This window comes from Novisyntrophococcus fermenticellae, assembly GCF_018866245.1.
Taxonomy (GTDB): Bacteria; Bacillota; Clostridia; order Lachnospirales; family Lachnospiraceae; genus Novisyntrophococcus; species Novisyntrophococcus fermenticellae.
In genome coordinates this window covers 209418-230202 of the sequence record NZ_CP076458.1, presented here as the reverse complement: position 1 = coordinate 230202, position 20785 = coordinate 209418, and the positions used below count along the sequence as shown (strand labels likewise).

19 protein-coding genes and 1 pseudogene are annotated in these 20785 nt (G+C 43.6%); 1 reads left to right on the top strand and 19 read right to left on the bottom strand.

Annotated elements, in window-relative coordinates:
• Positions 1-5: 5 nt before the first annotated feature.
• From glpK to KNL20_RS00965, 16 genes and pseudogenes are all read right to left on the bottom strand, one after another.
• The gene (gene glpK, locus KNL20_RS01035) at positions 6-1502 is read right to left on the bottom strand and encodes a glycerol kinase GlpK (RefSeq protein ID WP_230398847.1); all 1497 of its coding nucleotides are present in this window, start codon (positions 1500-1502) and stop codon (positions 6-8) included.
• 75 nt (positions 1503-1577) lie between these two features.
• Positions 1578-2021 (bottom strand): low molecular weight protein-tyrosine-phosphatase, encoded by a 444-nt coding sequence (locus KNL20_RS01030; RefSeq protein ID WP_230398846.1) that lies wholly within the window; start codon positions 2019-2021, stop codon positions 1578-1580.
• 130 nt (positions 2022-2151) lie between these two features.
• Positions 2152-2649: pseudogene (locus KNL20_RS01025) on the bottom strand (radical SAM protein); the annotation flags it as partial.
• A gap of 189 nt (positions 2650-2838) precedes the next feature.
• Complete coding sequence (rsgA, locus tag KNL20_RS01020; RefSeq protein WP_230398845.1) at positions 2839-3909, bottom strand: ribosome small subunit-dependent GTPase A; 1071 nt, start codon at positions 3907-3909, stop codon at positions 2839-2841.
• Between the two features lie 138 nt (positions 3910-4047).
• Positions 4048-5280, bottom strand: a complete 1233-nt coding sequence (locus KNL20_RS01015; protein ID WP_230398844.1) for an MFS transporter — start codon at positions 5278-5280, stop codon at positions 4048-4050.
• 74 nt (positions 5281-5354) lie between these two features.
• A complete protein-coding gene (locus tag KNL20_RS01010) occupies positions 5355-5996 on the bottom strand; it encodes a cytidylate kinase-like family protein (RefSeq protein WP_230398843.1) in 642 nt (213 codons plus the stop codon).
• A gap of 42 nt (positions 5997-6038) precedes the next feature.
• On the bottom strand, positions 6039-7301 hold the full coding sequence (locus KNL20_RS01005) for a Zn-dependent hydrolase (RefSeq protein WP_230398842.1): 1263 nt from the start codon (positions 7299-7301) through the stop codon (positions 6039-6041).
• Positions 7302-7342: 41 nt separating this feature from the next.
• Positions 7343-7732, bottom strand: a complete 390-nt coding sequence (locus KNL20_RS16030; protein WP_331468251.1) for a 4Fe-4S dicluster-binding protein — start codon at positions 7730-7732, stop codon at positions 7343-7345.
• Positions 7672-8835 (bottom strand): NAD-dependent dihydropyrimidine dehydrogenase subunit PreA, encoded by a 1164-nt coding sequence (gene preA, locus KNL20_RS01000; protein WP_331468250.1) that lies wholly within the window; start codon positions 8833-8835, stop codon positions 7672-7674. Before preA ends, KNL20_RS16030 begins: the two co-directional genes overlap by 61 nt.
• 20 nt (positions 8836-8855) lie before the next feature.
• Entirely contained in the window at positions 8856-10223 is a 1368-nt protein-coding gene (gene hydA / locus KNL20_RS00995; protein ID WP_230398841.1) for a dihydropyrimidinase, read from the bottom strand.
• 14 nt (positions 10224-10237) lie between these two features.
• The gene (locus KNL20_RS00990; protein ID WP_230398840.1) at positions 10238-11401 is read right to left on the bottom strand and encodes an ABC transporter substrate-binding protein; all 1164 of its coding nucleotides are present in this window, start codon (positions 11399-11401) and stop codon (positions 10238-10240) included.
• Positions 11402-11463: 62 nt separating this feature from the next.
• On the bottom strand, positions 11464-12303 hold the full coding sequence (locus KNL20_RS00985) for an ABC transporter permease (protein WP_230398839.1): 840 nt from the start codon (positions 12301-12303) through the stop codon (positions 11464-11466).
• On the bottom strand, positions 12248-13147 hold the full coding sequence (locus KNL20_RS00980; RefSeq protein WP_230398838.1) for an ABC transporter permease: 900 nt from the start codon (positions 13145-13147) through the stop codon (positions 12248-12250). Before KNL20_RS00980 ends, KNL20_RS00985 begins: the two co-directional genes overlap by 56 nt.
• A complete protein-coding gene (locus tag KNL20_RS00975) occupies positions 13144-13938 on the bottom strand; it encodes an ABC transporter ATP-binding protein (RefSeq protein WP_230398837.1) in 795 nt (264 codons plus the stop codon). The genes KNL20_RS00980 and KNL20_RS00975 overlap by 4 nt, the downstream gene beginning before the upstream one ends.
• Before the next feature lie 161 nt (positions 13939-14099).
• Positions 14100-15254 carry an iron-containing alcohol dehydrogenase gene (locus KNL20_RS00970; protein WP_230398836.1) on the bottom strand — a complete coding sequence of 385 codons (1155 nt, stop codon included), beginning with the start codon at positions 15252-15254 and terminating at the stop codon, positions 14100-14102.
• 25 nt (positions 15255-15279) lie between these two features.
• The gene (locus KNL20_RS00965) at positions 15280-16605 is read right to left on the bottom strand and encodes an aminotransferase class III-fold pyridoxal phosphate-dependent enzyme (RefSeq protein ID WP_230398835.1); all 1326 of its coding nucleotides are present in this window, start codon (positions 16603-16605) and stop codon (positions 15280-15282) included.
• Between the two features lie 241 nt (positions 16606-16846).
• Here KNL20_RS00965 and KNL20_RS00960 point away from each other — a divergent pair, with 241 nt between their 5' ends.
• Positions 16847-18019, top strand: a complete 1173-nt coding sequence (locus tag KNL20_RS00960; RefSeq protein ID WP_230398834.1) for a PucR family transcriptional regulator — start codon at positions 16847-16849, stop codon at positions 18017-18019.
• Between the two features lie 58 nt (positions 18020-18077).
• Here KNL20_RS00960 and KNL20_RS00955 read toward each other — a convergent pair whose 3' ends face one another.
• The 3 genes from KNL20_RS00955 to KNL20_RS00945 form a co-directional block, all read right to left on the bottom strand.
• Positions 18078-18326 carry a DUF6171 family protein gene (locus tag KNL20_RS00955; protein WP_230398833.1) on the bottom strand — a complete coding sequence of 83 codons (249 nt, stop codon included), beginning with the start codon at positions 18324-18326 and terminating at the stop codon, positions 18078-18080.
• Between the two features lie 29 nt (positions 18327-18355).
• Positions 18356-19837, bottom strand: coding sequence for an alpha-N-arabinofuranosidase (locus KNL20_RS00950; protein ID WP_230398832.1), 1482 nt, complete (start codon positions 19835-19837; stop codon positions 18356-18358).
• Positions 19838-19998: 161 nt separating this feature from the next.
• A complete protein-coding gene (locus tag KNL20_RS00945) occupies positions 19999-20778 on the bottom strand; it encodes a serine hydrolase (RefSeq protein ID WP_230398831.1) in 780 nt (259 codons plus the stop codon).
• Positions 20779-20785 lie beyond the last annotated feature (7 nt).

Genomic DNA, 20785 nt, shown 5'->3' with positions numbered 1-20785 from the left:
ACTTCTCAATCCTCCTTTGCCCAACCATATGCATACTTTACAGCCCGTTTCCAGCCTCTGATCTTTTTCTCCCTTGCCTCCTGACCAATCCGGGGAGCAAAGGTCCGCTCAATTGCCCAGTTTTGGAGGACCTCTTCCTTGCCTGCCCAATATCCCACCGCAAGGCCGGCCAGATAGGCCGCTCCCATGGCTGTACTTTCCACGCAGAGGGGTCTTAATACCGGAGCATCAATTAAATCCGCCTGCGCCTGCATCAGAAAGTTATTGGCACTGGCGCCCCCATCTACCTTCAGACCCGCAAGTTCGATTCCTGAATCTGCCTTCATGGACTCCAGCACGTCATTGACCTGATAGGCAACCGATTCCAGCGTTGCTCTGATGATATGATACTTATTCACCCCTCTCGTAATTCCAACAATCGTTCCCCGCGCATACTGATCCCAATAAGGAGCACCCAGACCTGTAAATGCGGGAACCACGTAGCACCCGTTGGTATCCTCTACCTTCCGTGCCATATATTCTGAATCTTCTGCAGACTCCACCAGCTTCATCTCATCTCTGAGCCACTGAACGGCGGCACCGGCGACAAATATAGACCCCTCCAGAGCATAGTTAATTGTTCCATCCAACCCCCAGGCAATGGTAGTAACCAGTCCGTTCTTGGAAAACACCGGTTTTTCCCCTGTATTCATCAGCAAAAAGCATCCTGTGCCATAAGTATTCTTTGCCTCACCCGGCGAAAAACAAGTCTGACCGAAAAGAGCTGCCTGCTGATCACCGGCTGCACCCCCTATGAGAATCTCTCCTCCGAAATAAGAAGAGTCACACGTTCCATAAACGCAGCTGGATGGCTTAACCTCAGGCAGCATGCAAGCCGGAATATCAAATTCTTCCAGTATCTCCTTATCCCACTCCAGTTCCTGAATATTAAACAGCATGGTTCTGGAAGCATTAGAATAATCCGTCACATGTACCCTGCCTTTTGTGAGTTTCCATATCAGCCAGGTCTCCACCGTGCCAAATAAGAGTTCTCCCTCTTCAGCTTTTTCCCTGGCACCTTCGACATGATCCAAAATCCACTTTAGTTTTGTACCGGAAAAATAAGCATCGATGATCAGGCCTGTCTTTTCCCTGAATTTTTCCGTCAGTCCCCGTTCTATTAAAGTATCACAGTATTCGGAGGTTCTCCTGCATTGCCAGACAATTGCGGGGCAGACAGGGTCCCCGCTTTCCCGGTCCCAGACAATCGTTGTCTCTCTCTGGTTTGTAATTCCTATAGCCGAAATGTCCTCTGCAGACGCACCGATTTTCAACATGGCTTCCACAGCCACGCCCAACTGTGTAGACCAGATTTCATTGGCATCATGCTCTACCCAGCCCGGCTTTGGAAAATACTGTGTAAACTCCTTTTGGGCTTTTGAACAAACCTCTCCCTTTTCATTAAATAATATGCAGCGGTTACTGGTTGTCCCCGCATCCAGTGCCATAACATACTTACCCATATTTATTCTTCTCCTCTGCCCCAATATTTTGATGTCTATTTTAACATTTTTATTGTGTTGAAGCAAGCTGTGTGATTATATAGAAAGCAAGGCCTTACAGCCCTCCAGAACATCCCGATAGGTGCTTTCAAAGTCACCGGTGTACCACGGATCCGCAATATCACTCTCCCGCCCTGCAAATTCTAACAATTTTTTGATTTTGTGTTCCGGATCCCCTCCCGTAATCTTTTTCATATTTCTGATATTCCAGTCGTCCATTCCAATTAAATAATCATAATTCTCATAATCTGATTTTTTAATCTGGACTGCATACTTCCCTTCTGTGGAGATTCCCAGAGAAGCCAGTATCCTTCTTGTTCCCGGATGAACGGGATTGCCTATTTCCTCGGTACTTGTGGCTGCAGATGCAATATAAAAAGAATTTTCCGCCCCGGTCTTTCTTACCAAATCCTTTAAGACAAACTCGGCCATAGGGGAACGGCAGATGTTGCCGTGGCAGACAAAGAGTATTTTTACCATTTTCTATTTCCTCGTATAATAAGTTTGTAATCAAGAAATACACCGCTTACAGACTTATTCTTTTTTGGTATAGAGGTAAGGACATCTCTGAGGATTCCCCCATTCCTATTCCCTCTATACAGTCAATAGTTAGCATTTCAAACCGTTTGGATGACGATGGCACTCCTGGCTCAATTTTTTTCGCCAATTCATCATCACAGGTAGTTATGGTTATTTTAGCAAGTACCGGTGAATGTCTTTTTATTTCAGTCAAAATATCAATATCTCGAAGCAGCAGCGTACTCTTAGTCGCAATTGCTGCCCCAAAACCAAATGCATCTAATAGTTCCAAGCTATGGCGTGTTAAGTGTTCTTTCTCTTCAAACGGATTATAGGGATCACTCATAGCACCCGTTGCCACTACACCGCGTTTCGTTCTGCACCGCAGCTCATCACGCAAAATTCGAAGTGCATCCTGCTTAGCCTTAACTTGATCGAAATTCTCAATACCATAACATTCTGAACGGCTATCACAATAAATACATTCATGACAACAGCCTTTATATAGATTCATATTGTAATCCATCCCAAACCATACACCCGGATTTTTAGCTCTGGTTAGAATAGTTTTAGCTTTTACATTTTCCATGCGGATGCCCCTTCAATTTCAATATATTTATTTGGATCATCTTTCTCCTGATTAGGATAGCACATAAACACGACAACTGTATGTCATGTTTCAAAAAAATCCCCTAATTACTTCATTGGTTTTATTTCTTGACAAGGGCCACGCACGAATTACTGTGCGCAGCCCCATGTTTTGTTTAAATTTCTCAGATTATCTTTGCTTACGTTTCTCTTTTACATATTTACGAAAGTTTTTCATACCACCCACATCTTTCAGCATACGCTCCAGCTTTTTATTTTCAATTTCCTTAGCACTTAAGCCATCATAGCCTGCTTCAATTCTTAGCTTCAAGTAGCTGCTGAAGCGTCTCTGGTCAAGGCTCCCATCGTCTAGTGCTTGTAGGATTGCACAGCCGGGTTCATTTGTGTGGGTGCAATTATTAAATTTACATTGGCCTGCAAGTGTTTCAATATCCTCAAAGCTCTTGGATAAATCAACACTTTCGGCCCCAAGTTCGCGCATGCCGGGCGTATCAATCAAGACAACACCAAAGGGAGAAAGAAACATCTCCCGACCGGTTGTCGTGTGCCTTCCTTTATCGCCTTTACCGACTTCACTGGTAGCAAGTTCCTGTTCCCCCAGAAGCTTGTTGATTAAGGTTGATTTTCCCACACCTGACGATCCAATAAAAGCTGCTGTCATACCAGATTTTAGGTAGAGGCTAAGTTTTGTCACAAGATCATCATCGAACATCGAAAGGGGAATTACCTCTGTGAATGAAGACACCCGTTCCACCTCTAAAAGAACACGTTCCAAATCCTCGCACAAATCTGATTTTGTCAGTAAAATAACAGGAGTTGCACCGCTATCCCAGGCAACAGAAAGGTATCGCTCTAAACGGCTTAAATTAAAGTTATTGTTTAAAGACATACAAATAAAGACAATATCTATATTTGCAGCCACCGGCTGTGCCTGACCACTGACGCCAACAGCTGTTCTTAAAAAGATGCTCTTACGTGTCAGCACATGGTGAATGATAGCATTGCTACCTGAATTCTCTGAGGAAATCATAACATAATCTCCCACTGTTGGGAATTTTGCAAGTTCATTGGTTTCAAAGCGAAGCTTGCCGGAAATTTCAGCCTGTAGTTCACCGCTTTCAGTGACAATTTTATAAAGCCCTCTATGTTGAGCAGCAACACGGGCAAGAGATAGCTTCGGGTAGGCGGCTGCCTCGTTTTTAAAACGGTCTGTAATACCGTATTTTTCTAAATAATTCAATGTTTTACCTCCTATTTATCGATTCCATATAGGAAGGAGGTGTTGATTATTATATTTTCAAGACCCCCTTCCATACTGCAATCTCCAGGTTACTATTATTTAATTTCATAAAGTGTTCTCCTCGCTTTTTAATAATATTTACTCGTTGTCTTTGGCTTCCGGCAGTCTTGTTTCACTGTCATAAGGCCTTGTCAATATGCGGAACAGGATACCGGTGAGCATCAGTGCCACGCCTGACCAGAAAAACCAGTTGTCCACACCTACTATCTCGCTGACCGGGCCTGCAATAATGAGACCAATCGGCATCGCAAGCGTCATGGCGGACATCATCAGAGAAAACACTTTTCCCATAATCTCTGGTGGGGTGCTCTCCTGCACATAGGCCATGACCGGTACATTCATAAAAGTACCCGATGCACCCATAAAGAAGCAGCAGACAACAAATATCCAGTAACCGCCGGATGGAAGCGCCCCGCTCACAAAAGAACCCGCCCCCAGCAGACCGATGGCAAGCGCCGCCATCAGAAAGCGGTTTTTCATGCCGCCCCAAATGCCAATGACGAGTGAGGATACGAGCAGCCCGCCCGCGAAGACAAACTCAACAATACTGTTATGCCATGCCTTTCCCATGAAGTGGGTGCGCACCAAGAGCGGAAACAGTGCACCAAGCGGCATATAAAGAATAGTCATCAGCATCATAGGGCCGAACGCCGCGATCAGCGGCTTGTTTTTGCGCATGGTGCTAAATCCCTCTTTCATATCGGAAAGAGGATGTACTTTATCGCTGCGGCTTGAAATATCAGGGATTTCTACAAACAGCAGACAGGTAATGGCGAACAAAGCACCAAAAATATCCACCAGCATTATGCCTGCGATGGGAAGGAATCCCATCAATGCCGCACCCAGCACAGGTCCCAGCATATTGGAAACAGAGGTGACCAGGTTGCCCCAGCCTCCGGCTTTTACGAGCATCTCGGTAGGTACCAGCATAGGGATGGCCGCCTGTATGGCGGGACCATGAAAGGTGTTGCCCAATCCGCGCAGAAATAAAATAAGATAGATAAACCAGACAGGAGGAACATCGATGAGCAAAAAGGCCGCTCCCAAAATAACACTTGAGAATGCCACCACACCATCCGCGGCGATCATGACTGTGCGGCGGTTCAGGCGGTCAATCCATACCCCTGCAAATGGTCCGATAACCATGTTAGGGATGAACGACACAACGGATGCTATGGTGAGGGTGATTGCCGACTCCGTTTGTATAGTCAGCCACCAGATAACTGCAAACTGCACGGCAGCACTGCCCAGCAGTGAAAAAGCCTGCCCGGCATATATCGTCATAAATTGTTTTTTCCAATTTTTACTCATGGTATACCCCCTGTATTTTCAAAGATTATTGAAAGAATATCACAGGTGAGGCATTTTCGCAAGTGTACTAACTGTCAACCCTCCATCCGTTTATCACAAAACCTGATATTAATATATTCTTTTATTAACTTCACGCAATTTTCCCTCCCGACTCTATCGCTGTTCAAAACCAGGTCATAGTTCGTTGGATTTGTCCAGTCCTTTCCGCCGGAATAATAGTTATAATACTTTGCACGATATTTATCTGTTTTGTGAATCAGCTGATGTGCCCGCTCTGCCGAAACATGCATTTTTTCCTGAATCGACTTTACACAGGCTGCTCTTGGAGCCTCAATATATATACTAATAACATTTTTGTACTCCCTTAAAATATCATCGGCGCATTTTCCGATAATAATGCAGCTCTCCGTTATCGCAAGACTCCGTATCAATTCGGCCTGTATGTTAAACACATTTACATCTGATACAAAGTCTTTTTCATGTGGATCCAATACCCCGGTTATTGGTATTTTCCGAAGAAAATTTGCAATATATGTTCCTCTGAGTTTCTCATTTGTCTCTACAAAAACACCCTCATCTATTCCGCTTTTGTCGGATGCCATGGTAAGTATCTGCCTGTCATAGCATGGAATTCCCAACTCCTTTGAAAGTCTCATACCAATATCTTTGCCGCCACTGCCAAATCCTCTGGCAATGGTAATTATATAATTCTGCATATCATCACCTCCTGCCATATATGGCAATCCACAAAAGATAGCTTATTTCGCATCCGCCTTAAGCACAGCATGCAGCATAACGGTTGCCCCTTCGGTGCAATGCTCCGGGGAAGAATACTCCGGTTCACAGTGAGATAATCCATCTTTAGACTGTACAAAGATCATTGTGGTTGGAAGCATATATGCTGCAAACTGTGCATCATGTCCTGCGCCGGAATGGATATACTGATGAGATATACCGGCTTCTTCTGCGGCTTCTTTTACATAACCAACCAGTTCCTTATCCCAATATACCGTATCTCTGTTCCATGCCTTTACAACCTCACAGGTGCATCCTGCCCATGTCCTGTCTGCGCAGCTCTTTACTACTTTTAAAACCTTTTCCAATACCTCAGGCTTTTCATGTCTTGCATCAAAGGAAAAGTCAAAGAAGTCCGGCACGCAGGTATGCACGCAAGGGTGGCAAACCACTTCCCCCGTAGTATATACGAGCTCCGGATATCCCAGCTTGTCAATTTCTTCGTGGAGATAGCACAATGCCTGGGAAGCAGCCAGAAATGCATCCTTTCTCTTGGGCATCGGAAAGGTCCCTGCATGTGTCGTCTGCCCATAGAATTTTAACCTGTAGTTAAACATTCCAAGCACACAGTCAACAACACCGATATCATTCCCTGCATCCTCCAGAATCGGTCCCTGTTCAATGTGGGTTTCAAACATATACAGATATTTTTCAGGACTGAGTCTGTATTTTTTCTCCCCTTTAAATCCGGATTTTTCCAGAGCTTCTCCAAAGGTACTCTGATTATCCAGAATACTTCTGGAATTCATCATATCCTCATATTTAAACTTGCTTCTGATTTCCTCCGGCAGATAATCATAGCATACAATACCAGAGCACATCATAGCAGGCGGATACAAGGAACCCTCTTCATTTGTCCAGATCATGGCTGTCAGGGGATGCCTGTGAGGAATGTTCTCTGCTGCTACAGTTTCTAATACCTCCATAGCAGACATGACCCCCAAAATACCATCATAATTACCGCCGTTTTTTACAGAGTCACAGTGAGATGCCATAACAATTCTTTTAGCCTCCGGATCCGTTCCCGGAAGCGTTGCATACATATTGGCCAAATCATCAATTTCTATGACTGCATGAATCGCTTCCATCCTTTTGCGGAATTCATTTCTTGCCTGAATCGCTTCCTCTGATAATGAATACCTTGTAATTCCGCCATGTCCGGCATCTCCAAACTGAGAAAATGTATTAATCTTATCCGTCATTCGTTCCATACTGCATGTGTACATGCCAAAACACCATCCTTTTCTAAGCTGTCTGTTTTCTCGTGTTATTTCTTATTTACCCTGGTTCCCGCTGTAATTGCCCCTGCCGGACAGACCAGCCTACATAACTGACATCCCACGCATTTTGAGGCATCCATGACCGGCTGGCGGGTCTTCCCATCTATGCGCAGTGCCTGGTGCCCGCCGTCATAACAGGATATATAGCATCTTCCGCAGGAAATGCAGAATTCCCGGCGGAATCTGGGATATTCAATCGTACTGCGGTCCAGATCCTCCGCAGAAACCAGCTGCGGCAATGCCCTGCCAACCAGTTCTGACACAGAGTCAATACCGTTGAGCGCCATATAATCCGAAAATCCTTCTATCATGTCTTCTATAATTCTGTATCCATATTGCATGACAGAAGTTGTAACCTGAACCGTTTCGCAGCCCATTGCAATAAACTCCGCCGCATCGTGCCATGTCTCAATCCCCCCATGCCGCTGATTGGTATATTTTCTAACGCTTCCTGCTTTTTCATATCATGAATAAATCGAAGAGCTATGGGCTTTACAGCCTTGCCGGAATATCCTCCGACCGCTGATTTTCCTGTGACCTCCGGCTCCGATTTGAAGCTGTTAAGATTCACATTCATAATACTTTTTATGGTATTAATTGCTGCAATCCCATCCGCTCCAGCCTGTATTGCTGTTCTTGCAGTATCCTCCATTTTTGTAATATTCGGGGTCATCTTAGCAAGAATCGGAAGTGTTGTCCCCCGCCTGGCAGCTTTTGTATATTTTTGCACCAGTTCTAAATTGGTTCCGACATCGCTGCCCAGACCATCCCCCACCATCTGCGGGCAGGAAAAATTACATTCAATAATATCAGCCCCCACCTCCTCCATTTTTTGTGCTAATATTGCCCATTCCTCTTCATTTTGTCCCATAATAGAGGCAATAATAACCTTAGAAGGATAATCGATCTTTAATTGTTTCAGATATTCCAGATTTTCCTCTAGCGTGTGATCAGAAATCTGCTCAATATTCTTAAAACCTACAAAAGGAGTGCTCTCCTTTTCCATAGCTGCAAATCTCGGAGATGCTTCATCTGGCAGGAATAAACCAATTGTCTTGAATGCTGCGCCTGCCCATCCCATGTCAAATGCCTTTGCCACCATTTCATAATTGCTTCCTACTACAGAAGACGATAGAAAAAATGGATTTTCACAGTGAACCCCGCAAAAATCTATGGATAAGTCCGGCCGCTTTTCCTGTATCTTCATATGGCTGTTTTTTATATCTTTTACAATTCTTGTGATTTCGACCGGTCTGTCCAGATTTTTCCGGTTGCAGGCTGCCATACATGGTGCTTCACAGTCTACACATATATTACCACTTCCAAGCTGTCTTGTGGCTCCCAAATTATTTTCAAAACGGAGGGCGCGCATGACACGTTCTATTCGAATTCCATGCGGACATGCTTTTGTACAAGGTGCTTCATGGCATAACAGGCATCTTCCTACCTCACTTTTTATCCGGATTGCTTCATATCTCACAGTCACAGCCTCCTTTTCTCTTAACTTTTGGGGGTACGTTTTACATATGCGCCTGTCCCGGGGGTTCCTACAAAATCTCCATTGTCATATACTAACTGCCCCCGCAGGTACGTCTGCACCGGATATCCATGAAGCTTCTTTCCCTCCCAGATCGTATGGTCATAATCAGAATGCATCGTATTTACACTTATAGTAAAATCCTTTTCCCTGTCGTAGAGAACAATATCTGCATCTTTTCCTATTGCTATTGCTCCTTTATTTTGACAGCCAAAAATCCTGGCCGGATTGGCAGCGCAGACCTCCACAACCTTTTCAAAAGAAAGTTTTCCTGCGTTTGCTGCATCCAACATATAGGGATAGAGATTCTCCACTCCGGCACATCCATTAGGAATCTTGCTGAAGTCATCCTTCCCCCAATCCTTTTCATAGCTCTGGAACGGGCAATGATCCGTTGCAACGGTATCTATGAAACCTGCGCTTAATGCGGTCCATAATGCCTCCAGACTTTCCTGCCCCTTCATTGGCGGTGAGCAGACAAAGTTCCTTCCATCTTCTCTCTTATATACATCACAGGTAAATTCCAAATACTGCGGACACGTCTCAACATAGAGCTCATGGCCTTCCTCCTTCGCCTTAATGCAGGCCTCCAGCCCTTCTTTATCCGCCATATGTACGATATAAACCGGTGCATCCAGATGCGTAGACCAGTGAACCACTCTTTTATCTGCCTCTGCTTCTACGAATTCCGGCCTGCTCATATAGTGATACCATGCAGACGTCTTTCCATCTTTCAGATATTGTGCGGTACGCAGATCAATCAAATCCGGATTTTCCGCATGTACGTTAATCATAGCCCCCAGTTCCTTTGCCCGTAGCAGCAGAGTGGCCAGTAAACCATCATCTACCATCATACCTTCCTTTTTATACACCATGAAACATTTAAAGCTGGTGATTCCTTCTTCCACTGCCTGTTGCATCTCTTCCAATATAGCACCTTCGTTCAAGTCTGTAATGCAGCAATGAAATGCATAATCACAACAGGCCTCCTTTTCTAAAACGTCCTTTTTAGAATTGATCAGTCCAAGAATCGTCTCCCCTGTATGCTGTACCGGATAATCAAAAATAGTCGTTACCCCTCCACATACGGCTGCCCGTGTTCCTGATAAATAGCTGTCTGCCGATACTGTGCCGCCAAATGGCATTGCCATATGGGTGTGTACATCCAACGCTCCGGGCAAGACCAGCATGCCGGCAGCGTTTACAACTCTTTCAGCCGGCATATTTAAATCTTTTCCTATTGCGGCAATTTTTCCATTACTTACTGCTACATCTGCAATATAACTCTCTGAAGCAGTTACAACAGTTCCCCCTTTTATTAATAAATCCATAACAGCACCTCTTTTCACTGGAAATTTTCCGGTTTATATACGAGCACAAGACCTGACTTCTGATAAATCTGAGCTATCTCCACTAAATCCATACCACCGGCATTCGCAGAAGCAAGGTTGGTCACCCATGTTACGCCAAAATCTACGGTTCCATTATTTACGGCCGTTGTCTCTGCAATGTCACCGCCGCCGGAGACAATTTTTACGGTCAATCCGGCTTTTTCATAATAGCCTTTATCCAAGGCCACATAGTAGCCCATGAACTGTGCCTGTGGCAGCCACTTTAACTGAATGGAAACTTCAGGTTTTTCAACATCAAATGAGCCATCCGATGCTTTTGCTGTTTCAAAGAATGAGGTTTCACGAATATCGTCTAATGTGATTGCCTGAAGTGCTGTATTTGCATCCGAATCGTCCAGTGTGACGTATTTCTTCGCAATGTCCAGAGTCTGCTCCATTGCCGTATCATCTATTTTACCGATATCGCTTACTGTATTCCCGCTCATATCTGTTGTTACCAGCTTTGCAACCTCTTTTGCCATATATGCCTGATGCTCTGCCGATACAGAGGAACCATATTTGTAACAGATTTCTGCCGCTTCATCGGGGTTTGCCACCGCATATTCCCACCCCTTCAGGGATGCATATAAGAATGCCGCCACTGTATTCGGATTTTCCTCTGTAAACTTTCTGGTGCAAAAAATATTGTCCTCCAGCATTGCCACACCCTGGTCATTCATATCAATGATTCCGACAGAATCCCCATAACCATAACCGCCATCATAATCATTCTGTACAAGTCCAAGCTCATTATAGGTCATTGCGGATGCAAGGGTAATGGAGTCATCATCGAATCCATCCATCGTAAAGTCTTCACTGAGGTATTCCGTCGGAAGCCCATATTTCTCCAGCAGTGCCAAAACCTCGTACTCATTGCCAAGCCCCCAGTTTCCTACCTTTCCTGCCTTTGCCGCAGCTTTAATAATTGCCTCATCACTTATCGCCGGTTCCTCACCGGTCTGTTCTGCACTTTCTTCTGCTTTTTCTGCGGAAGTACTGCCTGAAACATTTTCTTCCGATGCCTCCTTCCCCGACGAATCTCCACAACCGCTAAGCATGGAGAGTGCCACCGTTGCCGCAAAAAACAGACTTGCCAACTTCATAGTTTTCTTTTTCATAATTACCTCCTGCTATCTTTAAACGTTCTGTTTTTAGTTCTATATTAGTTATCAGTTAAGGATTAGTGATATTTCCTTAACAAAATACTCTGCACGATCATTAAAATCACATATGAAATAATTCCCAGCAGACATGCGGTTGCTATATAGGCCCATGCGGTTGCATACTGCGCCAGCACAATATTCTCCCGAATCTGCCGTCCTACCCCCGTAATATATTCTGCAAAATATTCACTGACAATTGCTGTCATAATGCTTGCCGGAACCGCTACCTTTAAGGCCACAAATATATACGGAACAGAATTCGGCAGCCGCAGCTTTACTAAAACAACGCTCTTTTTCGCTGCATATGTCGCCATCAAATCACTGGCATAAGGCTCTAGTTCGGTCAGACCCCGATATGCGTTTAAGCTCATATTTGCCGCTGAGATAAGCATTACCACGATAACCTTTGCCACCATACTCCGAACACTTGCTTCATTAGATACATCCTTTGTCCAGTTATTAATTACCGGAGCCATAGCAACCACCGGAAGGGAGGCAAAGGCACCGATAATGCTCAGGCCTCCCCTTCCCAACTTAGGAAAGCATGCTGCCAAAACTGCTGTTATATATCCCAGAAGGCTTCCCAGCACCAGGCCAATCGACGCAACTGAGACGGTAGCTATCGTGTTTTCTCCGATTTTATTCAGATTATCGGTTAAGATACTGCCAATCTTTGTGGGCAGCGGTAAGGTATAACTGTCCGTGTGGAACACCATATGTAATACTTCCCCCTGCCAGAGCGCCAACAACAGGATTCCAAAAAACGCCGGCAACAGGATTGTTAACGCCGCCTGCAGCTTTTTATTTTCCTTCCCTCTCTGCCACAAGGATTTTTTTCTTTTTCGTTTCTGTGCCATAACTCCTTTTCTCCCTTCTCATGCCCGATTTTTTGACACATCGTTTTTCCGGCGATACCAGTGTCTCAAACCAGCTCATCAGATAACCGCTTGATATTCCAATAAATGCACTGAAAAGCACAATCAACCAGAAAACATAGATAGACATTGCATGCTTCAGAGATTGGGAGAGCATGCATCCCAGCCCGCCGTCACCCTGCAGGGTATCTACCAGAATAGATGCTGTGACCGCCATAGGAGCTGCAATTTTAAGACCGGTAAAAAAATACGGGACGGAAGAAGGAATGAATACCTTTGTATAAATTACCCTTTTAGGGGCTGCATAGGTATACATTAAATCGTATTTATCCTTGTTGACAGACTTAAACCCTGCGAGCGTATTCGTCGCTACCGGATAAAAGCTTAGAATTGCTGCAATTACAATTCTGCTCTTGTTAATGTCTCCTGTAATTGCCAGAATGATTGGTGCAAGCCCCAGAACCGGAATTAACTGAATCAGCATCAGATACGGAAACATCAGCTTTTCCACAAATCCCGACAATTTCATGAAAAGAGCCAGTAAAAATCCGAGCGCTGTCCCCAACAGGAAGCCGCACAGAGCTCTTCCCAAGGTCGCTCCGGCACTGGTAAGAACAACTGCGGCTGCTGACATCCCATTTGCAACGGGCTTTGAGGAAAATGCCGCTTCCATTATCTGATATAAGTGCGGCATGATATTTTCCGGGGTTCTTTTGTTAATAGCTGTAACAGAGGCTCCCACTTCCCATGCAGCAATAAGTAACACCATCCAGAAAACCGGAGCCGCCCACTTTTTATCAAACAGATTGCCTAATTTTTTCTTCATACAATACTTCCTCTTTCAAAGCTGTTACGGGCCTTGGTCACTAATTCGTTGAAATGCTGAGTCTCCTTTATTTCCAGAGTTCTTGGTCTTGGCAGATCAATATCTACTACTGCAGATAATCTTCCGGGATGGGGCGATAAGATGCAGACTCTGTCTGACAGGAAGACTGCCTCCTGAATATTATGAGTCACGAATAATATTGTCTTGTTGGTCTGCTGCCAAATCTGCAGTAAATCTTCATGCAGTTTTTCCTTCGTAAATTCATCCAGTGCCGAAAATGGTTCATCCATCAGCAGAATCTCGGGACGGATACCAAAAGCCCTGGCGATATTTACTCTCTGCTGCATTCCGCCGCTCAGTTGCCTTGGAAAATGCCTTGAAAATTTTGTAAGGCCTACCATCTCCAGCATCTCCTCCGCTCTTGCGGATCGATCCTCTTTCGAGTAGTACATAATCTCCAACGGAAGCTCAATATTCTTTTTAACAGTCCGCCAGTTGAACAACACCGGCTGCTGAAATACAAAACCGAATTTCTGCTGCAATCTGATTTCCCTTGGAGTCATACCTGCTATTCTGACAGTTCCTTCCGTTGGTTCCTGTAAATCCGCAACAGCACGAAGCAAAGTGGTTTTTCCACATCCGGAAGGACCCAGAAGGGATACAAATTCACCCTTGTAGATATTCATATTCACACCTGTTAATGCCTGCACGTTCTTATTTGAATTATCCTCAAAAGTAACTCCCAGGTCCCTTATCTCTATTTCTACTTCTTTTTTTACCGTTTCACACATGGCATTACCTCCGTTGTAACAAAAAAACATAGCAAACGTATGCATCACCAGCATCTTTGCTATGTTTTATATTTTTCTTAAATTTTATATGGAGATTATAATTTTTACAGTCATCCTTTTCAATGCTTTGCAGCACAAATCGTCTTGTGCCCCGGCACATTCTAATCTGCATATATTGTTTTATATATCCTCATACAGTCTTCTCTGGTCACTGCCTTCCTTGTGTTTCCGGGGCTGCCGGAAGTAATTGCATCCTCTGCCATTTTTTCAATACTTCTCGTAAATGCATCCTTTTTCACACCATATTCTGCGAGAGTAGGCACCTCACAAGTTACACAAAGCCTGTCAATTGCGTCAAGGAACTTATTTGCCGCTTCAATATCCTCCTCTTTGTCTCCGGCCACACCTACTGCTTTAGCCAGCTCTGCAAAACGTTCATACGCCCCATCCATTGCAAAGCTGATACATGCTTTTAGCAGCATGGCATTGGACAGCCCATGCGGAACATGGAACAATGTACCAATAGGCCTGCTCATTCCATGTACAATCGTGACGCTTGAATTATTGATACAAATTCCTGCTTCCAATGCCGCAATAGACATCTCCTCCCGTGCTTTTCCATCATAACCGTTCCTATAGGCCTTCGGCAGATATTCCAATATCCTTTTTATTGCTGAAACAGCAAGCGTATCTGTCATAGGAATTGCTTTTTTAGAGGTATATGCTTCCACCGCATGGGTAAACGCATCCAGGCCGGTGGCCGCTGATACTGATTTTGGCATATCCATTGTAAAATCCGGATCAATAACAGCAATTTGAGGCACAAGGCAGTCTCCTTTCAGCAGCATCTTAATGTTTTTCTCCTGGTCCGCAATAATCGTAAACCTCGTGGCTTCTGATCCTGTTCCCGCAGTAGTGGGAATTGCAGCAACAGGAGGAACATCCCCCGTAATCTCTTTTCCCATGTAGTCCGTAATATTACCGGAATTTACCGTCATTGCCGCAATGGCCTTGGCTGAATCAATGGGGCTTCCACCGCCAAGGCCAATTATAAAATCGCATCTTTCCTCCCTGTATGTACGTAAACCCTCATCTATCATCCGGACCGTTGGTTCACCTGTGATTCCATCAAATACTATGTATTCAATTTTTTTCTTTTCCATCAGCTTAACCAGCTTTTCGTACATCGGGGATTTTCCTACATGTTTTCCGGTTACAATCAGCGCCCTTTCCCCGCAAGTATCTATGTATGGCATGGCCTCATCCAATGCATTTTTACCAGTAAAAATGTGTTTTGGTACTGTAAAATATGCCATATATGCTCCCTTCCAGACCTTCGTCTTAAATAAATTCTTTATCCACAATGCTTAATACTTTTTCCAGCTTATCCATTTCTTCCTCCAGCTGCTCTGCCGTAATAATAAGCGGCGGGCAGACAAAAATCATATTTTCATGCGTGTAGGTCATAAACCCCTCTTCCTTTAGTTTTCCTAAAATTTTTCCCATGATGCCTTCCGGGTCCCGTCCATAGGAAACAAGAGCTTCTTTCGTCTCCTTATCCTTTACAAGCTCCACGCAGGAAAATAATCCAATATACCGAACATCGCCAACACATGGATGGATTTTCTGCATATGATCCAGTCTCGCAGCCAGTACTTTCCCTGTTTTCTCCACATGATCAAGTATCTCTTCTTTTAGATAATAATTTACACAAGCTACTCCGGCTGCACACGCAAGCGGATGCCCGCTGTAGGTCAGACCGCAGGATAATAAGTGTTCATCGAAGTATGCAGCAATCTTACTGCTTACGGCGACACCGCCTAGCTGAACATATCCACAGGTAACCCCTTTTGCAAAGGTAACAATATCCGGAACCACATCAAAATTCTCAAAGGCAAACATCTTACCGGTCCTTCCCCAGCCCGCCATAACTTCATCACATATCATAATAATTCCAAACTCATCACAAAGCTTGCGAACCCCTGGCAGGTAACCTATGGGTGGGATAATCACACCATTAGATCCTGTAATTGTTTCAATTACAATCGCTGCTATACAATCCGGACCTTCGTAAAGAATCTGTTCCCTCAGCTTTGCCAGGTAGAACCCGGAGGCTTCTTCCTCAGATGCAAATTCAATTGGCTCCCTGTAAATGTATGGATCAAAAAACTTAATAAATCCTGGAATTCCTGGCTCCAGTGGAAATCGTCTTGGCTCACCGGTTAAGTTTCCCGCCCCGAAGGAAGAGCCATGATAGCTTCTGTAACGGCTGAATATTTTTTTCCTTCCGGTATACATCCTTGCAATCTTTATTGCATTTTCATTGGCATCTGCCCCGGCGTTGGTAAAAAATATTTTTCCAAAGGTATCCGGTAACAAATTGACAATCATTTCCGCCAGCTCTGATCTCGCTTCTGCTGCGTAAGATGGTCCTACAAAACAGAATTTGTCGACCTGCTTCTTAATTGCATCCGCAATATCTGTATTTCCAAATCCAAGATTTAAATTTACCAGTTGTGATGACATATCCGTATAACGCTTTCCCTCATAATCATAAAAGTAAATCCCTTCTGCCCTTTCGACAGGAATAGGATTTAATCCCCCCTGCCTGCTCCAGGACTGTAATACATATTTTTTTTGTTTTTCCTTTACCTCTGTACCGTTCATAACCATTCCCTCTTTCCTTCTTCTCTTTGCTTAAAATCAGATGAATTGCTTTACATTATAAGCATCCCAGATGGTAAAACAATAAATTGCAACCCAAACCAATTTGTGTCAAAGCCCAAATTTTTCTTGACATTTCAGGAAAAAGAAGTATTATCTATATTTATAATGACAAAGAGGTCCTATGGATTTCTTTGTCTTTTTTCACTTTATATGTTGATATATCCGGAAAGGAGCTGGGTTTTTGGCGATTGAATTAATCAGATTAATGAAAAAAGCTGCACATATGGATATTACCCTGATTGCAGGTAAAAAGGGCTTATCCAACATGGTAAGCTGGGTACATATGGTAGAAACCAAAGAAGCCTCTACTTTTTTGGAAGGGGGAGAAATTGCCTTTACAACAGGAATTGGGTTGAGCAGCAGCCTTTCTATTATGGAGCTGATAGAGCAGATCTATAAGAATGGTGCCTCTGGTGTTGTACTGAATACCGGGCCTTTTCTGGAAAAGATCCCACAGAAAGTCATTGCTTTTGGTGATTCCCATGATTTTCCTGTTTTTTCTGTCCCCTGGAAAATACACATTGCAGAAATTATGCGTATCTTTTGTTATGCGATTACCAAATCGGAGCAGGCTAATATGGAAATCGCCTCTGCCTTAAAAAATGCCATATTTTTTCCGAAACAGGAAGAGCTTTATGTGGTCCCCCTTTCCCAGCATGGCTTTAGTAAAAACTGGAATTATTATGTATGCGTTATATGTATCAAACAGTCAGATAAAGACACTATTTCCCAGGACCGTCTGGAAACCATTGGACAGAATCTTGATAATCATCTGCGGCATCGCAGATACAAGAAATTTGCAATTTTTAATAACGAGAACCAGTTAATTGCAATTACCGGAAATTATACCGAGACACTGATGGATAATTTTTCCATTAGCATTCAGGAATATTTGTCCCGTTACCTGAAAAAAACCGAACATCTGTCTATCAGCATTGGAAAATCGACAAGAAGTGTCCGCTGTCTGTATAAAAGTTATCAACAGGCCTGTTCTATTCAGAATTTTCTTGAACATAAAAAGAACAGTCCTAATCTGCTGTCTTACTCTAATATGGGTATCTATAAGCTATTGCTTGGAATTGAGAATCGGGATATTATGGAGGAATATTATGAAAAAACAATCACGCCGCTTATCACATATGACCAGAAGAATAATTCCGACCTTTCCCAAGTTCTCTGGTGCTATCTTAAGAATGACGGAAGCGTCAAGGCAACAGCCGATGAATTATTTGTACATCGAAATACGATAAACTATAAGTTAAACCGTGCTGCGGAAATTCTTAATCTGAACATGTCAAGCCTCGATGTACGGCTGCAATTGACGCTTGGTTTCATGCTGCAGGATTTGCTATAACTTTAAAAAGAAAAAGAATGGAAAAAATCCACTCTTTCTCTTCTTAAAGTTATATGTTTTACCACTTCTCCGGAACATGAGGGCATGGTTTTGTCTTCATGGCAGCACGCAGTTCCACATAGCATCCGCACAGTCTGCACATCCCCTCTAAAAGATAGTCACAGCTTTTGCAGACCTCTCTTCTGGCATGGTATACATCATCGGCCACCTTCTCTGCCTTGGGTATGCGGTCTATGTAGTCCAAAAGGTTCCTATATTTGGGGTTTTCGGCCTGTTCGTACAACAGGCATCTTTTACAAACAGCCATGACGCTCTTCTCCCTGCATTCCCACATCTTTACTTAAGCCTGGCAGATATATGGACAACACTGCATGCAGGAAGTTCGATTGACAAGAGATTTTCAGTGCTGCTGATTGTATCAAGAATCCTTTTCTCAACAGCAATTTTTTCAAATGTATTCATGTCATGGATATCCCCACATATCATCTCCGCCCTGACATCAGATAATGCAGCCCCTGTAAGAGTAACTTCAACAGCTTCGGGTTTATCTGCCGAAGTATTTCCCAGCGTGATATGCATTACATGGTCTGCGTCAACGGATACAGATTTTGTTACAGTCGGTATTTCTCCAAGATCAGTTTCAATACTGTCACAGACAAGATCGCTGCCAAGAAGTGTTCCATTCTGATGATGCTTGTACATCTCAAACACATGATAAGTCGGTGTAAGAATCATCTTGGCACCTTCTGTCAATATAACGGACTGAAGCACATTTACAAGCTGAGCAATATTCGCCATCTTCACACGATCACAATTTTCATTGAAGATATTCAGATTCATTGCAGCAACAAGTGCATCCCGCATTGTATTTTGCTGATATAAAAATCCCGGATTTGTTCCCGGCTCCACATCATACCAGGTACCCCACTCATCAACAATCAGACCGACTTTCTTTTCGGGGTCATATTGATCCATAATCGCGCCATGCAGATGAATAAGCTCCTCCATCTTCAACGTTTTTTTCAATGTCGTATAATACTCTTTCACGCTGAACTCAGTTGCACTTCCTTTATGCTCCCATGTGTCATTTGGAAGTGTATAATAGTGCAGTGACAATCCATCCATGAAGTTTCCGGCTATCTCCATCACCTGCTTTGTCCATTCATAGTCATCCACATTCGGGCCACAGGCAATCTTGTATATTTTCTTTTTCGTGCCGTAATTTCTTACATAGGTCTGATATCTTCTGTATTCATCGGCATAATGCTGCGGACGCATGTTCCCGCCACAGCCCCAGTTTTCATTTCCTACCCCAAAGTAGTTCACAGGAAACGTCTCTTTTGAACCGTTTTCCTCACGCAGCTTTGCCATGGGGGAGACTCCTTCAAAGGTCATATATTCCACCCACTCTGACATCTCCTGCACTGTTCCGCTTCCTACGTTCCCATTAATATAAGTTTCACACCCAAGCTGTGAGCAGAGTTCCATAAACTCATGGGTTCCAAAGCTGTTATCCTCTACAACTCCACCCCAGTGTGTGTTAATCATCTTTTTGCGGTTTTCCTTCGGACCGATGCCATCCTTCCAGTGATACTCATCTGCAAAACAGCCCCCCGGCCAGCGAAGTACAGGGATTTTCATCTCTTTAAGTGCCTCAATCACATCCGTTCGCATTCCATTTACATTTGGAATATTTGAATCTTCCCCAACATAGAGCCCTTCGTAGATACATCTTCCAAGATGTTCTGAAAAATGTCCATAAATTTCCTTGTTGATTTTTCCTTTTTTTGCCTCTGCATTGATAAATAGCTTTGCCATTCATTTTACCTCCATACTTACGAATTGATTATCATTATACCTGAAAAAAGGCAAAAAAAAATTGACTGAATTTCCACATAGATTGACCTTTTGTCTCAAAGTTAATGCAAAATAAAATAGGGCCGCCAGTTCTAAACGAAAAGGCAACCCTGTAACCCTCCTTATTGCTCATTTATATATTCTTCATAAACTGTTCTTGATATCTCGCCTATGATCTCCCGCCCGTCTTTATTCGTCTCCACTTCATTTGTAAGGACACAGATGATATATTCCCCCTCCGGAAGATATATGATTCCGGCAGCATGCTCCAGGTTATCCAGATCTCCGGTTTTATGTGCGATTACCACTTCTTCGGGCAGATATAAATCCAGCCTTCCTCTCACCTGTTGCTTCTTCAGCACCTCAAGCATCAAATCACTTGCTTCCTTGCTCACGCATTCGCCATGATAGATAAGCTCCAATATATGCGCTGCGTCTTTTGCAGTAATAAGGTTTTCGCGTCCTTCCCTTACAGCCTGGGAATCCATCATCTTTCTTTGCAGCTTGGTATTTTCAAGTCCCAGATCCTTTATTGTTTGATTGATATTGTCCATACCCAATAAATCAATCAATATATTGGTGGCCATATTGTCACTTACAATAATCATAAGTGTCATTACTTCTTTTAATGAAAATCTATGTCCATAATCCAGTTCCTTTAAAATACCGTCACCGCCGGTTTTCATCTCCGCTTTTAATTCAACCGTATCCTCCAGCTTCCGCTCACCTTTATTGACTGTGTTTAACAGTTCTGACATGATGGCAAGCTTGATTGTACTGGCCGATGGAAACACAAGTGTTTCATTGATCTTTATTTCTTCACCTGTTTTCAGATTTTTAACATACACCGATACATTTCCTGCCTTCGTATCGATAAATTGTTTTATCTTTTCTTCTAACATATTCTTT